This window comes from Agrobacterium sp. LEGMi-208b (assembly GCF_059511785.1).
Map to the genome: position 1 here is coordinate 1,961,141 of NZ_CM183445.1, position 14,133 is coordinate 1,975,273.

General features: G+C 57.5%; 12 protein-coding genes. 5 read left to right on the top strand and 7 right to left on the bottom strand.

Annotated features, from left to right (window positions below):
• The first annotated feature begins 386 nt into the window (after positions 1 to 386).
• From AC5YUO_RS09505 to AC5YUO_RS09520, 4 genes are all read left to right on the top strand, one after another.
• The gene (locus AC5YUO_RS09505) at positions 387 to 1,418 is read left to right on the top strand and encodes a GlxA family transcriptional regulator (RefSeq protein WP_496153110.1); all 1,032 of its coding nucleotides are present in this window, start codon (positions 387 to 389) and stop codon (positions 1,416 to 1,418) included.
• A 488-nt stretch (positions 1,419 to 1,906) separates the two neighbouring features.
• Positions 1,907 to 2,905: an ABC transporter substrate-binding protein gene (locus AC5YUO_RS09510; protein ID WP_496153111.1), complete on the top strand. Its 999-nt coding sequence runs from the start codon at positions 1,907 to 1,909 to the stop codon at positions 2,903 to 2,905.
• Between the two features lie 81 nt (positions 2,906 to 2,986).
• Positions 2,987 to 3,874: an ABC transporter permease gene (locus AC5YUO_RS09515; RefSeq protein ID WP_496153112.1), complete on the top strand. Its 888-nt coding sequence runs from the start codon at positions 2,987 to 2,989 to the stop codon at positions 3,872 to 3,874.
• Positions 3,867 to 4,964, top strand: coding sequence for a quaternary amine ABC transporter ATP-binding protein (locus tag AC5YUO_RS09520; RefSeq protein ID WP_496153113.1), 1,098 nt, complete (start codon positions 3,867 to 3,869; stop codon positions 4,962 to 4,964). The genes AC5YUO_RS09515 and AC5YUO_RS09520 overlap by 8 nt, the downstream gene beginning before the upstream one ends.
• 65 nt (positions 4,965 to 5,029) lie before the next feature.
• Here the strand turns inward: AC5YUO_RS09520 and AC5YUO_RS09525 are convergent, their stop codons facing one another.
• The 6 genes from AC5YUO_RS09525 to AC5YUO_RS09550 form a co-directional block, all read right to left on the bottom strand.
• Positions 5,030 to 5,650 carry a DsbA family protein gene (locus AC5YUO_RS09525; protein WP_496153114.1) on the bottom strand — a complete coding sequence of 207 codons (621 nt, stop codon included), beginning with the start codon at positions 5,648 to 5,650 and terminating at the stop codon, positions 5,030 to 5,032.
• A gap of 18 nt (positions 5,651 to 5,668) precedes the next feature.
• The gene (locus AC5YUO_RS09530; RefSeq protein WP_496153115.1) at positions 5,669 to 6,460 is read right to left on the bottom strand and encodes an amino acid ABC transporter ATP-binding protein; all 792 of its coding nucleotides are present in this window, start codon (positions 6,458 to 6,460) and stop codon (positions 5,669 to 5,671) included.
• Between the two features lie 10 nt (positions 6,461 to 6,470).
• Positions 6,471 to 7,760, bottom strand: a complete 1,290-nt coding sequence (locus AC5YUO_RS09535; protein ID WP_496153116.1) for an amino acid ABC transporter permease — start codon at positions 7,758 to 7,760, stop codon at positions 6,471 to 6,473.
• A 1-nt stretch (position 7,761) separates the two neighbouring features.
• On the bottom strand, positions 7,762 to 9,015 hold the full coding sequence (locus tag AC5YUO_RS09540) for an amino acid ABC transporter permease (RefSeq protein ID WP_496153117.1): 1,254 nt from the start codon (positions 9,013 to 9,015) through the stop codon (positions 7,762 to 7,764).
• A gap of 112 nt (positions 9,016 to 9,127) precedes the next feature.
• Positions 9,128 to 10,144: an amino acid ABC transporter substrate-binding protein gene (locus tag AC5YUO_RS09545; RefSeq protein ID WP_496153118.1), complete on the bottom strand. Its 1,017-nt coding sequence runs from the start codon at positions 10,142 to 10,144 to the stop codon at positions 9,128 to 9,130.
• 135 nt (positions 10,145 to 10,279) lie between these two features.
• Positions 10,280 to 11,518: a MalY/PatB family protein gene (locus AC5YUO_RS09550; protein ID WP_496153119.1), complete on the bottom strand. Its 1,239-nt coding sequence runs from the start codon at positions 11,516 to 11,518 to the stop codon at positions 10,280 to 10,282.
• A 113-nt stretch (positions 11,519 to 11,631) separates the two neighbouring features.
• Between AC5YUO_RS09550 and AC5YUO_RS09555 the strand changes: the two genes are divergently transcribed.
• Positions 11,632 to 12,531 carry a LysR family transcriptional regulator gene (locus tag AC5YUO_RS09555; RefSeq protein WP_496153120.1) on the top strand — a complete coding sequence of 300 codons (900 nt, stop codon included), beginning with the start codon at positions 11,632 to 11,634 and terminating at the stop codon, positions 12,529 to 12,531.
• Between the two features lie 62 nt (positions 12,532 to 12,593).
• Here the strand turns inward: AC5YUO_RS09555 and AC5YUO_RS09560 are convergent, their stop codons facing one another.
• Positions 12,594 to 14,042, bottom strand: coding sequence for a multicopper oxidase family protein (locus AC5YUO_RS09560; RefSeq protein WP_496153121.1), 1,449 nt, complete (start codon positions 14,040 to 14,042; stop codon positions 12,594 to 12,596).
• Positions 14,043 to 14,133 lie beyond the last annotated feature (91 nt).

Sequence of the window (14,133 nt, forward strand, 5' to 3'; positions counted from 1 at the left end):
ATACGGATGAGCTCGAGAAATTCCTCAATTTCCGGCTCTTAAATGCTGACATTTCAGGGCGGCATTGCGCTATAATGGGAGTGACCAATAGTGTCTCGTTTATGCCATCTGTTGCATCAAAAACCGACCCGACGCGGGCCTTCAGATAGGCTCGCAGCCCTGGATTGAAAGGGGATTTGCTGAACATGTGCTCCCTGATCGCAAATGGTTGTGGGCGATGAGTCGACCTTGCCGCGTTTGCAAAAGAACTTGCTAGAGGCGGCTGAAATGTTCTATTTTTAGGAATTATATTGCGATTGGGACGCACTTAGTGCGGCGGAGGTTCGGCAATGACAGAATTCCCGACTATAGTGGATGATGAGGCTTGCGAAGCAGAGCCGTTTTTTTTGCATGAGACTGATGACCCGTCCGCAGCCAATTCCGGCCATCCGGATCTGCGCGTGGCATTCGTGCTGATGAACCAATTCACGCTGGCTCCGGTCGCGGGATTTGTGGACTCGTTGCGTTTTGCCGCCGACAAGTCGTTTCGCAGCCAGCAGATTTATTGCCAATGGGACTGGATGACCTGTAACGACCAGCCCGTTACCGCAAGCTGCGGCATGCCGATAGTCCCGACCAGACCGCTCGATCTCAGCGCGAATTACAATTATGTCGTCATCGCTGGCGGATTGCTGAGCGAGACTCGTAATCCTCCGGAGTGGTTGCTGGATTCCTTGCGTGTTCTCTACGCCAAGGGAACGCCGATCATCGCGCTCTGTTCAGGCTCCTTCGTGCTCGGAAAGGCCGGGCTGCTGGATGGGCATCGCTGCGCCGTGCATTTCACGATCCGGGACGAGTTCGTTCAACGCTTTCCGGGCGCGACAGCCATGGTCGACAAGACCTTCATCGATGACGGACGCATCATCACCTGTCCCGGCGGACCTGCGATTGATCTTGCCTCACACCTCATCCGGCGCCATTGCGGCGCTTTAAGAGCCCGTAAGAGCATCGAATATCTGCTGATTGGAGACGAGAGAGGAAAGCAGGCCGGCGGCAGCTCGACACCGGATTCCTCGGAAATGTCCGTCTATCAAAACGACCTCGTCTTGCGCGCGATCGGTTATATGAAGGACCACCTCGATGCGAACGGATCGCTCAAGGACGTGGCGAAGTTCATCGGCACTCATCCGCGGCAATTGCACAGGCTCTTCATCGCCAACACGAATACGCCGCCCGCAAACTACTGGCGCAAACTGAAGCTCGAACGTGCCCGCAAACTCCTGGCCGATACCAGCATGAACATCACGTCCATCGGGTTCGAATGCGGGTTTTCGGACGCATCGCATTTTATTCTGTGGTTCCGAAAGCTTTACGGTGAAACCCCGCATGCCTACCGGAAGCGTCGTCACGAGGTCGAGCGGCTGCTTATCCCCGCCTGATCCGGTGCTTGAGGAGATCTTGCGCCTCGCTGCCAGCGTTTATGACATAAACAACATAGCATTGGTCGCTTCCGTTATAGGCGTGCGGCTCCACAGATGGCAGTTTATTCGCAGGGAGTGGAGTTTGAAACAAGTGCATGAAATCGGTGTCGGTTCTGTAAAATAGTTCGGCTAGCCAATAGCTTAACGCGGATTAGAGCGCGGGGCCGAACGGCTAAAGCGATTTTTTAAAAAACATGACGGTCATAACCCGAAGACTCAAGGGGCCTTCAGGTGCGGCTACATCCGCGTCCGGTCGGCGGCATGCACAGGCATGTCACGCAATCGGTTGAGAGAATAAACACCGCAGCATGGCGAGCAGAAAGGATCGGCAATTCGGCCGAGACTGTGATTGCCTGCGCCTTGTTATCAACCCTCCAGAAAATTTCGACAGGTGGAGAACGCGGCGAACCTGTCGTTTGCAATAAAGCCGCGCAAGAGGGAAGAACATGAAGAAACTACTTGCTACCACCTGCCTGACCATTGGAGTTTTGCTGAGTTTCGGCGGAGCGAAAGCCGCGGATTGCGGTTCCGTCTCCATCGTCAGCCTAAGTTGGGCGTCATCCGAACTTCTTGCCTATGTCGATGAATTCATTTTGAAGAACGGCTATGGCTGCGATGCAAGCGTGGTTGTCGGTGATACCGTGCCGACGCAGACCTCCATGGCGGAGCGCGGGCAGCCCGATATCGTATCGGAGTCCTGGACGAGTACGCGTCCTCCGGTCACGCAACAGGCCATCAAGGATGGCAAGCTCGTCGTTGCCGGCAAGGTCTTCACGGATGGCGGTGTGCAGGGCATTTATGTGCCGAAGTTCCTCATTGAAAAACACCCCGACATCAAAACCATTGCGGATGCGCTGAAACATCCCGAACTCTTTCCCGATCCGCAGGATTCCTCGAAGGCGGCCTGGTATGCCGGCGCGCAGGGCTGGGGCGCGACTATCTTTGCGACCCAGTATTACAAGGCATATGGGGCAAAGAACGCCGGCTTCAATCTCATCGACAGCGGTTCCGCTGCCGCCCATGACGGCGCCTTGATCAATGCCTATAACAAAGGCCGTGGCTGGATCGGATATTACTGGGATCCGACGGCACTGCTCGGGAAATACGAGATGGTTCGCCTGTCAGCCGGTGTTCCCTATGATGCCGCCGAATGGGCGCGCTGCAACGAAGTCGAAAGCTGCCCAGATCCCAAGCCGAATGAATGGCCGACTGACGAAGTCGGAACAGTCGTGACCAAAGCCTTCGCCGAGCGTGGCGGATCTGCTTATGAGTTCCTGACAAAACGTTCGTGGCCGAACAAGGTCGTGAGCGAGATGCTGGCCTGGATGACGGACAACCAGGCGACGGGCGCGGATGCGGCGCAGCAGTTCCTCAAGGCCTATGAGCCCGTCTGGACGGCATGGGTTCCCGCAGATGTCGCGGCAAAGGTGAAGGCCGCCCGCTGAGGTTAGGGCGGAGCATCCACGCGATGTTCCGCCAGCCCTTCAGGCAACAAGGCCACAAGTTTCAGGGAAGGCACAACGAATATGGAATGGTTTTATCAGTTTCCGCAGATGGACAACGAGTCGCTGCGGAATTTCAAGAAGCTGATCGACGAAAGTTTCCTCACGTTCTCGCGCTCCTACGGTGACACGATCGAGAGCTTCTTTTCGCCGTTGAATCAGTTTCTGCTCGCATCCGAGCGATTCATGACGCAGACGCCTTGGCCGATTATCGTCGGGCTTGTTCTCGTCATCGCCTATGCGGCGAGCCGAAGCGTGAAGCTTGTGCTGGGCTGCTTCCTGATTCTGATGGCGATTGGTTATTTCGGGATGTGGGAAGATGCGATGCGCACCATCTCGCTCATCTTCGTCGCCTCCATTCTCTCGGTCGCCATTGGTTTGCCGATCGGTATCCTGATGGCTCGTTCCGACAGGGTGCAGAAGATCGTCAATCCCGCTCTCGATATCATGCAGACGCTGCCAAGCTTCGTATATCTGATCCCCGTCGTCATGATCCTCGGTATAGGGCGCGTGCCAGGCCTGATTGCGGTCATTATCTATGCCATCCCGCCGATGATCCGTCTTACCAACCATGGCATTCGTCTCGTGGACAAGGATGTGCTGGAGGCTGCGGACGCATTCGGATCGTCCAGTTCGCAGAAACTCTTCAAAGTGCAGCTTCCGCTCGCTCTGCCGACGATCATGGCCGGCGTCAACCAGACCATCATGATGGCATTGGCGATGGTTGTCATTGCGTCGATGATCGGGGTTCAGGGGCTGGGGCAGCCGGTCCTGCGTGCGATTGTGAACCAATATTTCAGTCTCGGTGCATTCGGTGGGTTAGCCATCGTCGGCATTGCGATCATCTTCGACAGGGCTACACAGGCTTACGGCCGCCGCCTTCAAAAACACCGGGAAGTTTTTCATGGCTGAGCACAAGTTCGGCGGCATCAAGATTCGCCACCTTTTCAAGATTTTCGGATCCAATCCCGACGCTTACATCGAAGCCGTCAAGCGCGGCCTCGACAAGAGCGAACTCAACGAAAAACATGGACATGTTCTCGGTCTGAAAGACATCAACATCGAAATTCCATCGGGCCAGATTCAGGTTGTCATGGGGCTTTCCGGTTCCGGCAAGTCGACACTGATACGCCACATCAACAGGTTGATCGATCCGACCGCCGGTGAGGTGCTCGTCGATGGCGTGGATGTCGTCAAGATGAACGATGCTGAGTTACGCGACTTCCGCCGGCATCAGACCGCGATGGTGTTTCAGAAATTCGCTCTGCTGCCGCATCGGACCGTGCTGGACAACACAATATACGGGCTCGAAGTCCAGGGCGTTACCCGCGTGAAAAGCGTTGACATCGCGATGCGATGGATCGAGCGGGTAGGGCTGAAGGGTTTCGAGAAGAAGTACCCCAACCAATTGTCCGGCGGCATGCAGCAGCGCGTCGGCCTTGCCCGCGCCTTGTCGAACGACGCTCCCGTTCTGCTGATGGACGAAGCCTATTCTGCGCTGGACCCGCTCATTCGCACGGACATGCAGACCGTTTTGCTCGATCTGCAGAAGGAGATCAAAAAAACCATCGTGTTCATCACGCATGATCTGGACGAGGCGCTTCGTCTCGGAGACCAGATCGCGATCCTGCGCAATGGGGAAATCGTACAGCAGGGGACCAGTCAGGATATCGTGCTCAACCCTGCCGATGACTACGTCGCCAGTTTCGTAAAGGAGGTCAATCGCGGAAGGGTGATCCGGGTCGAGCAGCTCATGGAGCCGCGACACCAGAGCGACGACAACGCGCGCGAAATCTTGAAGCTTGGTACGACGATCGAGGATGCCGCCCGGCTTATGACAAATTCGGCCAGTGCCGAAGCCGATATCGTTGATGAGACGGGTGCAAGGGTCGGACGTGTCGAGTTCCGCCGTCTTGTCGGTGCGTTGGTAGGCAGCACGTCTCTTGAGGAGGCGAGTTTCCTGGAGAAAAGCCGGGGCTTTGGTGATCGCCGAAGCTCGTAAACATGAGTTCCGCCGCTGTCGAACTCTCCATCCCCACCAGGTTTCGCGCCAGGTGGCAACAGAGGCTATTTCCTTTCCAGAGCGGCGGCGATCTCGCGCCGCATTGCTTCAAGGCTTGGGGCGCCGGTAATTTTCTTGCCGTTGATGAAGAATGTCGGCGTGCCCTCTACTTTGAAGTCGTCCTGCGCCTGATTGGTAAGCGTCTTGAGGTTGTTTAATACAGATTGGTCCGCCACCGCCGCATTAAAAGCGTCGCGATCGATTCCCACAGAGGCTGCGATTTCGCGTAACGTCTGTTCCAGATCATTGGAGTTCGCGATCTCGTCCTGACGGGCGTAAAATCTGTCCAGAACGGGCTTCGGTTGCGGCTGCGCTTCTGCCAGCATGAAAATAACAAGATCCACATTATTGCGAACCAAAGGCCGGAACAGAATTCTAACCTGCCCGCTTTCAACAAATTCCTCCTCGATCTTCGGCGCGGTCTCGTTCCTGTATGTCGCACAGTGAGAACAGGTGGGGGATGAGTATTCGATCACCGTTACCGGGGCAGTCGCAGAACCTGCCGGGCGGTCCGCACGGCCGAGCGGTTGCAGGAGATCGGTTGCTCCGGCGGCAAACGGTAAAACGAGCGCGATACCGAGAATTACCGCGGCGCGGCGGATGGGTTTGAATAGCAATGTAACCATCTTCAGTCCGTCAAAAACTCAATGTCCCAATATCTGACCGAGGAATGCTCGCGAGCGCTCCGATTGCGGCGCGCTGAAGAAAGCCTTCGGTTCGTTCTGTTCGACGATCTGACCCTGGTCCATGAAGATCACCCGGTCAGCCACCGCCTGGGCAAAGCCCATCTCGTGGGTCACGCAAAGCATGGTCATCCCGTCTTCGGCAAGCGTGATCATTGTATCGAGTACCTCCTTTATCATTTCCGGATCAAGCGCGGAGGTGGGTTCATCGAAGAGCATGATCTTCGGCTTCATGCACAATGACCGCGCGATCGCGACGCGCTGCTGCTGGCCGCCTGACAATTGGCCCGGATATTTGTGTGCCTGATCGGGTATCCTGACCTTCTCGAGGAAGTGCATGGCAAGCTCTTTGGCCTGTTTTTCCGGTATCTTGCGGACCCAGACCGGGGCAAGCATGCAGTTTTGAAGGATGGTCAGGTGCGGAAAGAGGTTGAAGTGCTGGAATACCATCCCGACTTCACGACGAACTTCTTCGATTTTCTTCAGGTCGCTGGAGAGTTCGATACCATCGACTGTGATTTTGCCGGATTGATGCTCCTCGAGCCTGTTGATGCAGCGGATCATGGTCGATTTTCCAGAACCGGACGGTCCGCAAATAACGATCCGCTCTCCACGCCGCACGGTCAGGTCGATGTCACGCAGCACATGGAAGTCGCCATACCACTTGTTCATGGAAGTGATCTCGACTGCGATATCCGGAAGTCCGATCCGCTCGTCATGCAAAAAAGCGCGTTGCGTGTTTGTATTCGTCATCCATATTCTCCTAACGATGATCTGTCTTCAGCCGGCGCTCGAGATACATCGAGTAGCGCGACATGCCGAAACAGAAGACAAAGAACACTGCGCCGATGAAGATGTAGAGTTCCCAGTATATTCCTTGCCAATTGGTGTTGGCGCGAATGGCGGCGGCGAGGGCGATGGGGTCGAGAAGGCCGATGAACATGACGAGCGTCGTGTCCTTGAACAGTCCGATGAACGAGTTGACGATACCGGGTATCGAGATTTTCAGCGCCTGCGGCAGAATGACCAGCCGCTGCGCTTTCCAATAGTCCAGTCCCAGCGCTTCGGCGGCCTCGTACTGACCGCGCGGCAGCGCCGCCAGCCCCCCGCGAATGACCTCGGCCATATAGGCGCTGGCAAAGAGCGTTACCATGATGATGACACGCAGGATGAGATCGAAATTCGTGCCCGGCGGCAGGAAATAGTTGAGGAGGAGCGAGGCCGTGAATAGCAGCGTGATCAGCGGAACACCGCGGATGAATTCGATGAAAACCACACTCAGGCTCTGAATGAGAGGCATGGCTGACCGCCTGCCAAGTGCGAGCAGGATGCCGAGCGGCAGCGACATCGCGATACCGGTGATGCCGATTATGATCGACAGCAGGAACCCGCCGATCTGCCTTGATGCCACGCTTTCGAGCGAAAGGGGAAGGGCATTCTCAAGCAGTGCCGCGAGCGGGCCAGCGAGACAGGACCACCAGAGGATCGCCGTGAAGATTGCTGCCGTGGTTGCCAGAGCCGAATTTTTCCGCGCGAACAGGGCATTGGCGGCCGCGCCAGCGGCGAATGCCAGGTAGAACATGGCGGGAAACCAGAGCGAGCCGCCCCAGATGAGCCAGTAGACGAGCCCTGGATACAGGGCGCTGAACCACAGCATCTTTCGGGGGAGAGCGGCGAAAAGAGCCGGTGCCAGTGCAGGAACGAGCAGTATGGAGGCTGTTACCGGCCGCCAGTATGATTGCGGCGGATAAAAGCCGAAGAGCAACTGCGTCCACCGATCCCGTATGACGCCCCAGCAAGCACCGGATGCTCCATCGAGAATCTGCCGACACTCGGCAAGGGAATTGGCTTTCCAGATGGAATTGCCAAGCCATGGGGCAACAGCCGATACGAGCCATAAGACTGCGGCCATCGAGGCGATGCTCAGAATCGTGCTGATCCAGCCACTGAACAGGTTCTTCTTCATCCATTGGAACACACCGGTTTGGCCTGGCGGTCGTTCCGAGGGCATCAATATGTTGTCGCGGACCCAGGAGACACTATGGACATTCATCTCAGCGCTCCTTCAGCATGATACGGTTATTGTAGATATTCATGGCGCCGGAAATGGTGAGGCTGATAGAGACGTAGACCAGCATCATGAGCAGCATTCCCTCGAGTTCGCGGCCGGTTTGGTTGATGGTGATGCCGCCAAGCGTGGAGCGCAGGTCCATGTAGCCTACCGCAAGCCCCAGCGACGTATTCTTGGTGATATTCAGATATTGCGAAATGAGCGGTGGAACGATGATGCGGAGAGCCTGCGGCAGGATCACCAGACGCATCGTTTGTCCCGGCCGCAGGCCGAGGGCATGGGCCGCTTCCGTTTGCCCCCGAGAAACAGCGAGAATGCCCGAGCGCACGATCTCGGCGATAAACGCCCCGGTGTAGATGCTGAGCCCGATCCAGAGCGCGATCAGGGAATTTCGAAGCTGTAAGCCACCGGTGAAATTCAGCCCCTTCAATTCGGGAAGCTGCAAGTAAAATCCGAGCGAATACAGCAATGCCAGAGAAGGTATCGCGAAAACGGCGACGCTCTTCCACCAGATATGGGGACGCTTGCCGGTGCGGCTTTGCCGCCGCTGCGCATTGTCGAAGAGGAGGCGATGCATGGCGAACGAACCGGCAAGCACAGCGGCAATGGCTAGTAAATCGAGGCTGACGGACCCAAAGGGGAGGTCGACTTGTCCAAGACTGCGCGAAAAACCCGGCAAAGGAACGTAAATTCCCCGGTTTGTCACTGCAACGCTGTTCCATAGAAGCATCGAGGCGTCAGGATTTTCGCCGCGGAAATCGGTTGGCGCAGGCATTGCCTCGGACATGATCGCAGCGATGACGATAATCCACAGAAGCGCCGGCACATTGCGGAAACTCTCCACATAGAGTGTCATCAGCCGCCCGACGATCCAGTTGTTGGAAAGCCGCAGGACGCCCGCGAATATACCGAGGACAGTTGCGGTGATACAGGCCATTGCGGCGATGATCAGGGTATTGAGCAATCCCACCAAGGCTGCACGCGCATGAGTATTCGCACTCGAGTAGTCGATCGGCCGTTGCGATATGTCATAGCCGGCGGTGCGCCACAGGAAATCAAAGGAGAAATCCTTCCCCAGTGCCGTAAGGTTCCGCATCGTGTTGTCGACAAGCCAGAAAAGGCCGATTGCCAAGAGTACGAAGGTTATGATCTGGATCGTGCCATTGCGGTAACGGGTGTCGCGAAGGAGCATGCCGAGGCGAAACGGCTCGTTCCGAGCGGCGTTTCTCGTAGTCATGAGTTGTCTCCATGTAGCAGTGGAGGGTTACCTTGGTCCGCGCTGGTCGCGCGATGAGTTTGAATTCATAAAATGCGATGCGGCGTGGACAGGTCCACGCCGCAAAAGCGCATCAACGAAACGGCAGCGCATACATCAGGCCACCCTGTTCCCACAGAGCATTCTGCCCGCGGGACAATTTGATCCGGGTTTGCTCACCAAGGTTTTTTGCGAAGAGTTCGCCGTAATTTCCGCCCGCTGCGATCACACGTTCCGCCCAGGCGGCGTCGAGACCGAGTTGCTTGCCGAGGTCTCCATCTTTGCCCAGAAGGCGTTTGATTTCCGGATTGTCGGTGCTGGCGGCGAGTTGTTTTACATTCTCGGCCGTGATGCCAAGTTCCTCGGCGGAGATGAGCGCATTCAGCGTCCAGCGCGCGAGGTCGGCCCATTGGTCGTCTCCCTGGCGAACCAGCGGTCCCAGCGGCTCCTTCGACATAACCTCGGTAAGAATGATGTGGTCATCAGGGTTCGCGAAACTGGAGCGGATGGAGGCCAGATCGGAACCGTCACTCGTCATGACGTCGCATGCGCCTGCCAGGTATTTCTGCTGGTTCTCAGCGCCGTTCTCGACGGGAACCGGTTCATAGGTGAGGTTGTTCTTTTTAAAGTATTCGGCGAGGTTGAGTTCCGTGGTTGTTCCGCTCGTGATACAGACGGTGGCGCCGTTGAGATCCTTGGCGGAGGTTATTCCCAGGCTCCGGGGGACCATGAATGTTTGGCCGTCATAATATGTCACGCCCGCGAAAGTGAATTTCAGATCGACATCGCGTGAGAAGGTCCAGGTCGTCGTACGCGAGAGGATATCGATTTCACCCGAAGCGAGGGCCGAAAAACGGGTCTGCGCCGTGGTCGGAACGAAAGTTACCGCCTGGGGATCTTTCAGGACCGCTGCGGCAACGGCTCGACAATAGGAAATGTCCAGACCCTGCCAGGCACCGGATGCATCGGGTGCGGAGAAGCCGGGTTGGCCGGTGCTTACGCCGCAATTCAGTTTGCCACGCGCCTGAACATCGGCCATCGTGCCGGCCGAAGCGACGCCGCCCGTAAGTGTCGCCATTGCGAGGGTGGCGAGCGCAATTGTCATTTTCATTGTTATTCTCCCAGTTGTGAGCCGGCAGCGGGGGCTTTTTGCCGATTTCTCCGCTGCCCGGTTCGGTTGGTTTCCCTATTCCATTATGTCTTGATTGAATGCGCCTGTTCGATTGACCGCGATATCGGCCCCCGCTCAAAGCACGGCGACGGCGGCGGTAATGCGCCGGATCGCTTCATCAACCGTGGAGCGTGGGCAGCCGAGATTGACGCGCATGAAGCCGTGTCCCTCGATCCCGAATTTCTGGCCTTTGTCGAGCCAGACCCGCGCCTTGGTCAGCATGAATTTGTTAAGCGCTTCGGCATCCAGTCCGAGGCTGCGGCAATCCATCCACGCCAGATAGAGGGAGTCGGTAGGAAGGACTTTTAGGCGCGGGTCCGCTGCGTTGATCGATCTGGCGAAATGTGCGTGATTTGCGCGCAGATAGGTCAGCATCTCCTCAAGCCACGGTTCGCCGTGGGCATAAGCCGCCTCTGCGGCGACCATCCCCATGATGTTCACCAGTTCGAAGACGTTGCGCTCATATTGACGGCGTAATTCTTCCCGCAGCCTTCTGTTCGGGACGAAGACATTGGCGCTTTGCAGCCCCGGCAGATTGAAGGTCTTGCTCGGGGCGGTACAGGTGATGCTGTTTTGTGCGAATTCCTCGCCGAGCGAGGCGAAGGGAATGTGTTTCCTGTCCGGATTGAGAATGAGATCCTCATGGATCTCATCGGAAATGACGAGGACGCCGTTGCGGACGCAAATTTCGCCCATTGCGCGCAATTCGTCTTCCGACCAGACATTTCCAGTGGGGTTATGGGGGTGGCTCAGGATGAAAATCTTCGTGTTGCCGCGTATGGCCGCTTCGAAGATTTTTTCATTGAAGCGATAGCCGTCGCCGGTGAATTCGAGCGGTGCAAAGGCCAGATGACGGCCGTTCAACAGAACGTCGTTATGGAAATGTGCATAGACCGGCGGCTGGATCAGGACGGTATCGCCCGGCGCCGAAAAAGCCTGCACTGCTGTCTTCAAGGTGGTGATGATGCCCGAGGTCTGGAGAACCCATTCTTTCGGCACATCCCAGCCGAAGCGCCGTTGCTGCCAGCCGACCACGGCGTCCACATAGGACCGGGTTGCACCGCCGGGATAACCGAATACCCCGTGCTCGACGGCGTCATGCAGTGCGTCGATGACAGCTTGAGGCGCTTTGAAATCGGTATCGGCGACCCACATCGGCAGGGGATCGGCCACAGCTTCGTGCGGTGCCAGCAACTTGTCCGCATAAGCCCATTTCATCGAGTTGCTGTTCTTGCGATCAATGACCTCGTCGAAAATCGAGGGAGAAAATCCATTGCTCATCGCGTGCTGGGCCGCAGTCGCCGGTTTTGTCACTGCTATGTCCTTTCGTCCATTAAGGCTGGGTCCACCCGTTGACGAAAAGGTTAGTCTCAATACATTATGAGCGGAAATGGTATTATTTCATTTGGCAATGAGGATAGTTCATAATGCTCGACCGGCAGCATCTAGCGATTTTACGGGAAGTCAGCCGCCGTGGCAGTGTCACCGCGGCTGCCGAGAGGCTGAACGTCACGCAGTCGGCGCTCAGCCATACGGTCGCCAAGTTCGAGGAACGCCAGGGCATCAAGGTCTGGACAAAGACAGGCCGCGGATTGCGATTGACCCAAGCTGGAGAATACCTGTTGAGCGTCGCCGAACGGATATTGCCGCAGATGGAGTATGCGGAACGGGTCCTGACAGACTTTGCGTTGGGGCGAAGAGGAGCGTTGCGCGTTGGTATGGAATGTCATCCATGTCAGCGCTGGTTGTCGCGTATCGCCACTCCCTATCTCACACGCTGGCCCGATGTCGATTTCGATGTTCGCACGGCTTTTCGCTTTGATGGCGTCGAAGCGCTTCTCGGCTTCGAAGTCGATCTGCTCATTACCCCGGATCCGGTTGATACGCCGGAGCTGCTATTCACACCTGTTTTCGATTACGAACTTGTCCTGATGGTGCATGAGACACATCCGCTTGCCAGGCAGGCTTTTGTGCGGCCCCAGGATTTGATTGATCAGGAGCTGGTCACCGTGCCGGTAACCCTGGAACGGCTGGACATATATACCCGGTTTCTGGTTCCTGCCCATTGCAGACCCCGTCAGCATCGTACCGCCGAGACCATTGATCTGATGCTGCAACTCGTTTGCGCGGGAAGGGGAGTCACTGTCCTGCCGGATTGGCTTTTGCAGGAAGATGCCGCCGGATTGCCAATTCGGGCACTCAGCCTTGGCGAAGCGGGTATTCGCAAGAGCATCAATCTCGGCGTGCGCCGCGGCGAGGAGACGACCTCCTATATCGAAGGTTTCCTCGAACTTGCCCGAGAGATGGGGCGTTCGCCCCTGCCATGATCCGGACAGGGCAAGGAGCGCCCGCCCGGTCGGAGCCGGCGCTCCTTTTCCTCCCGCAAGTCCTAAGCCTGAACCTGAAACTCCGTCATCATGCCGGTTTCCAGGTGACCCATGTGATGACAATGGAGCATCCACGGTGCGGCCTCACCGGCATCGAATGCGATCGTCACCCTGTTCATAGGCGGGATATGGATGGTATCGCGCAAGGCGCCTGCTATACGCCGCATGCCGACACCGACCACCTGGAAGACATGGCCGTGCAGGTGCATGGGATGGGCCATCATCGACATGTTGTGGAATGTTATCTCCACCCGCTCACTGGTGCGGGCTGCAATGGGGGTGCGATCGCCCCAGCCGCGGCCGTTGATCGTCCACCGATAGGGCATCATCGAACCATCCAGCACGACATCGTGGCGTCGGGCGACCTCGCGCTCTGCCAAGGGCGTCATGGCGCGCAATACGCTCTCCTGGGCGAGATTGCGGGAGAAGGCCGGGTGTTGCGTGTCCGACAGATCGGCTATCCGGGCGATGGCTGCGCGTTCGGGTGCAAGGACGATGCCTGTCCGTTGCCGCCCACCTTCGCGAAGGCAGAGGACCGGCAGCGCCGCTCCGTCAGCCGGCATCTCGATCTCGATGTCGAGCCGCTGGGCGGAGGCGAAGCCGAAACGGGTCGCCTCGTGCGGGACGCAGGCTTCGCCATCGGTGGCCACGAGCCGTCCGCGCACGGTCCCGAGATCTATCCAGAAAGACGTCATCGACGAGGCGTTCACCGCCCGCAGGAGAACCCGTCCGCCGCGTTCGACGCGCACCACGTCCGGGTCATCGAGCGTGCGATCATTCGCCAGATAGGCGTCAAACTCGAAATCGTTCAGATCCATCTTCATGGATGCCATGTCCATCATACCGGACATTTCCGGCATTGCTTTTGTGTCCGGTGCGCCGCCATGGCCCATCGCGGCGTGATCCATGCCCGTTCCGCCTGCCGCTTCTTGGAGCACGGCCTCAGGCGCCTTGAAGGAGAAGTCGTGCAGAAACAGCACCACCTCCTGCCGGTCAGCGGCAAGATCGGCCTCAGAACGCACGATCAGCGGTGCGGCGAGAAGGCCGACCTCCTGTGCCGGAATGTGGCTATGCATCCAGAAGGTGCCCGGTCTGGCGGCATAATCGTAAGAACGCGTTTCACCCGGGCCCAGCATCGGGCTGGTGTTGGGCACGCCGTCCTGGGCATTGGGCGGAATCTGGCCGTGCCAATGGATGATTGTCTCTCTGTCGAGCCCGTTGGTCAGATCCACGCGAAATCGTTGTCCGGGATCAAGGGTAAGTCCGAGCCCGCCTTTCGCATTGACGAGCCCCATGACGGTGGCGGCGCGTCCTGCCACCTCGATCGTGCGTGTCGTGGCGGTGAGCGTGGCTGCGCCGGGGGCGGCCCCGACGCGGGCGGGCAAGAACAGTGCGGCGGTCGTGGCGGCGGAAGCCGCAAGAAAGCTGCGGCGTGAGATAGGATGGGTCATTGTTCAATCTCGCGATTTTTCCCACAATCGGACCGTCATTGAGGTCGGGTCCGCAGGTGGCAGGAAGACCAAGGCTATGAAAGCATAGCCG

What these genes read in the sequence shown, in the direction of transcription:
- AC5YUO_RS09510 (WP_496153111.1), top strand. Translation starts at nt 1,907, where the DNA reads ATGAAGAAACTACTTGCTACCACCTGCCTGACCATTGGAGTTTTGCTG.
- AC5YUO_RS09515 (WP_496153112.1), top strand. Translation starts at nt 2,987, where the DNA reads ATGGAATGGTTTTATCAGTTTCCGCAGATGGACAACGAGTCGCTGCGG.
- AC5YUO_RS09520 (WP_496153113.1), top strand. Translation starts at nt 3,867, where the DNA reads ATGGCTGAGCACAAGTTCGGCGGCATCAAGATTCGCCACCTTTTCAAG.
- AC5YUO_RS09525 (WP_496153114.1), bottom strand. Translation starts at nt 5,650, where the DNA reads ATGGTTACATTGCTATTCAAACCCATCCGCCGCGCCGCGGTAATTCTC.
- AC5YUO_RS09530 (WP_496153115.1), bottom strand. Translation starts at nt 6,460, where the DNA reads ATGACGAATACAAACACGCAACGCGCTTTTTTGCATGACGAGCGGATC.
- AC5YUO_RS09535 (WP_496153116.1), bottom strand. Translation starts at nt 7,760, where the DNA reads ATGAATGTCCATAGTGTCTCCTGGGTCCGCGACAACATATTGATGCCC.
- AC5YUO_RS09540 (WP_496153117.1), bottom strand. Translation starts at nt 9,015, where the DNA reads ATGACTACGAGAAACGCCGCTCGGAACGAGCCGTTTCGCCTCGGCATG.
- AC5YUO_RS09545 (WP_496153118.1), bottom strand. Translation starts at nt 10,144, where the DNA reads ATGAAAATGACAATTGCGCTCGCCACCCTCGCAATGGCGACACTTACG.
- AC5YUO_RS09555 (WP_496153120.1), top strand. Translation starts at nt 11,632, where the DNA reads ATGCTCGACCGGCAGCATCTAGCGATTTTACGGGAAGTCAGCCGCCGT.
- AC5YUO_RS09560 (WP_496153121.1), bottom strand. Translation starts at nt 14,042, where the DNA reads ATGACCCATCCTATCTCACGCCGCAGCTTTCTTGCGGCTTCCGCCGCC.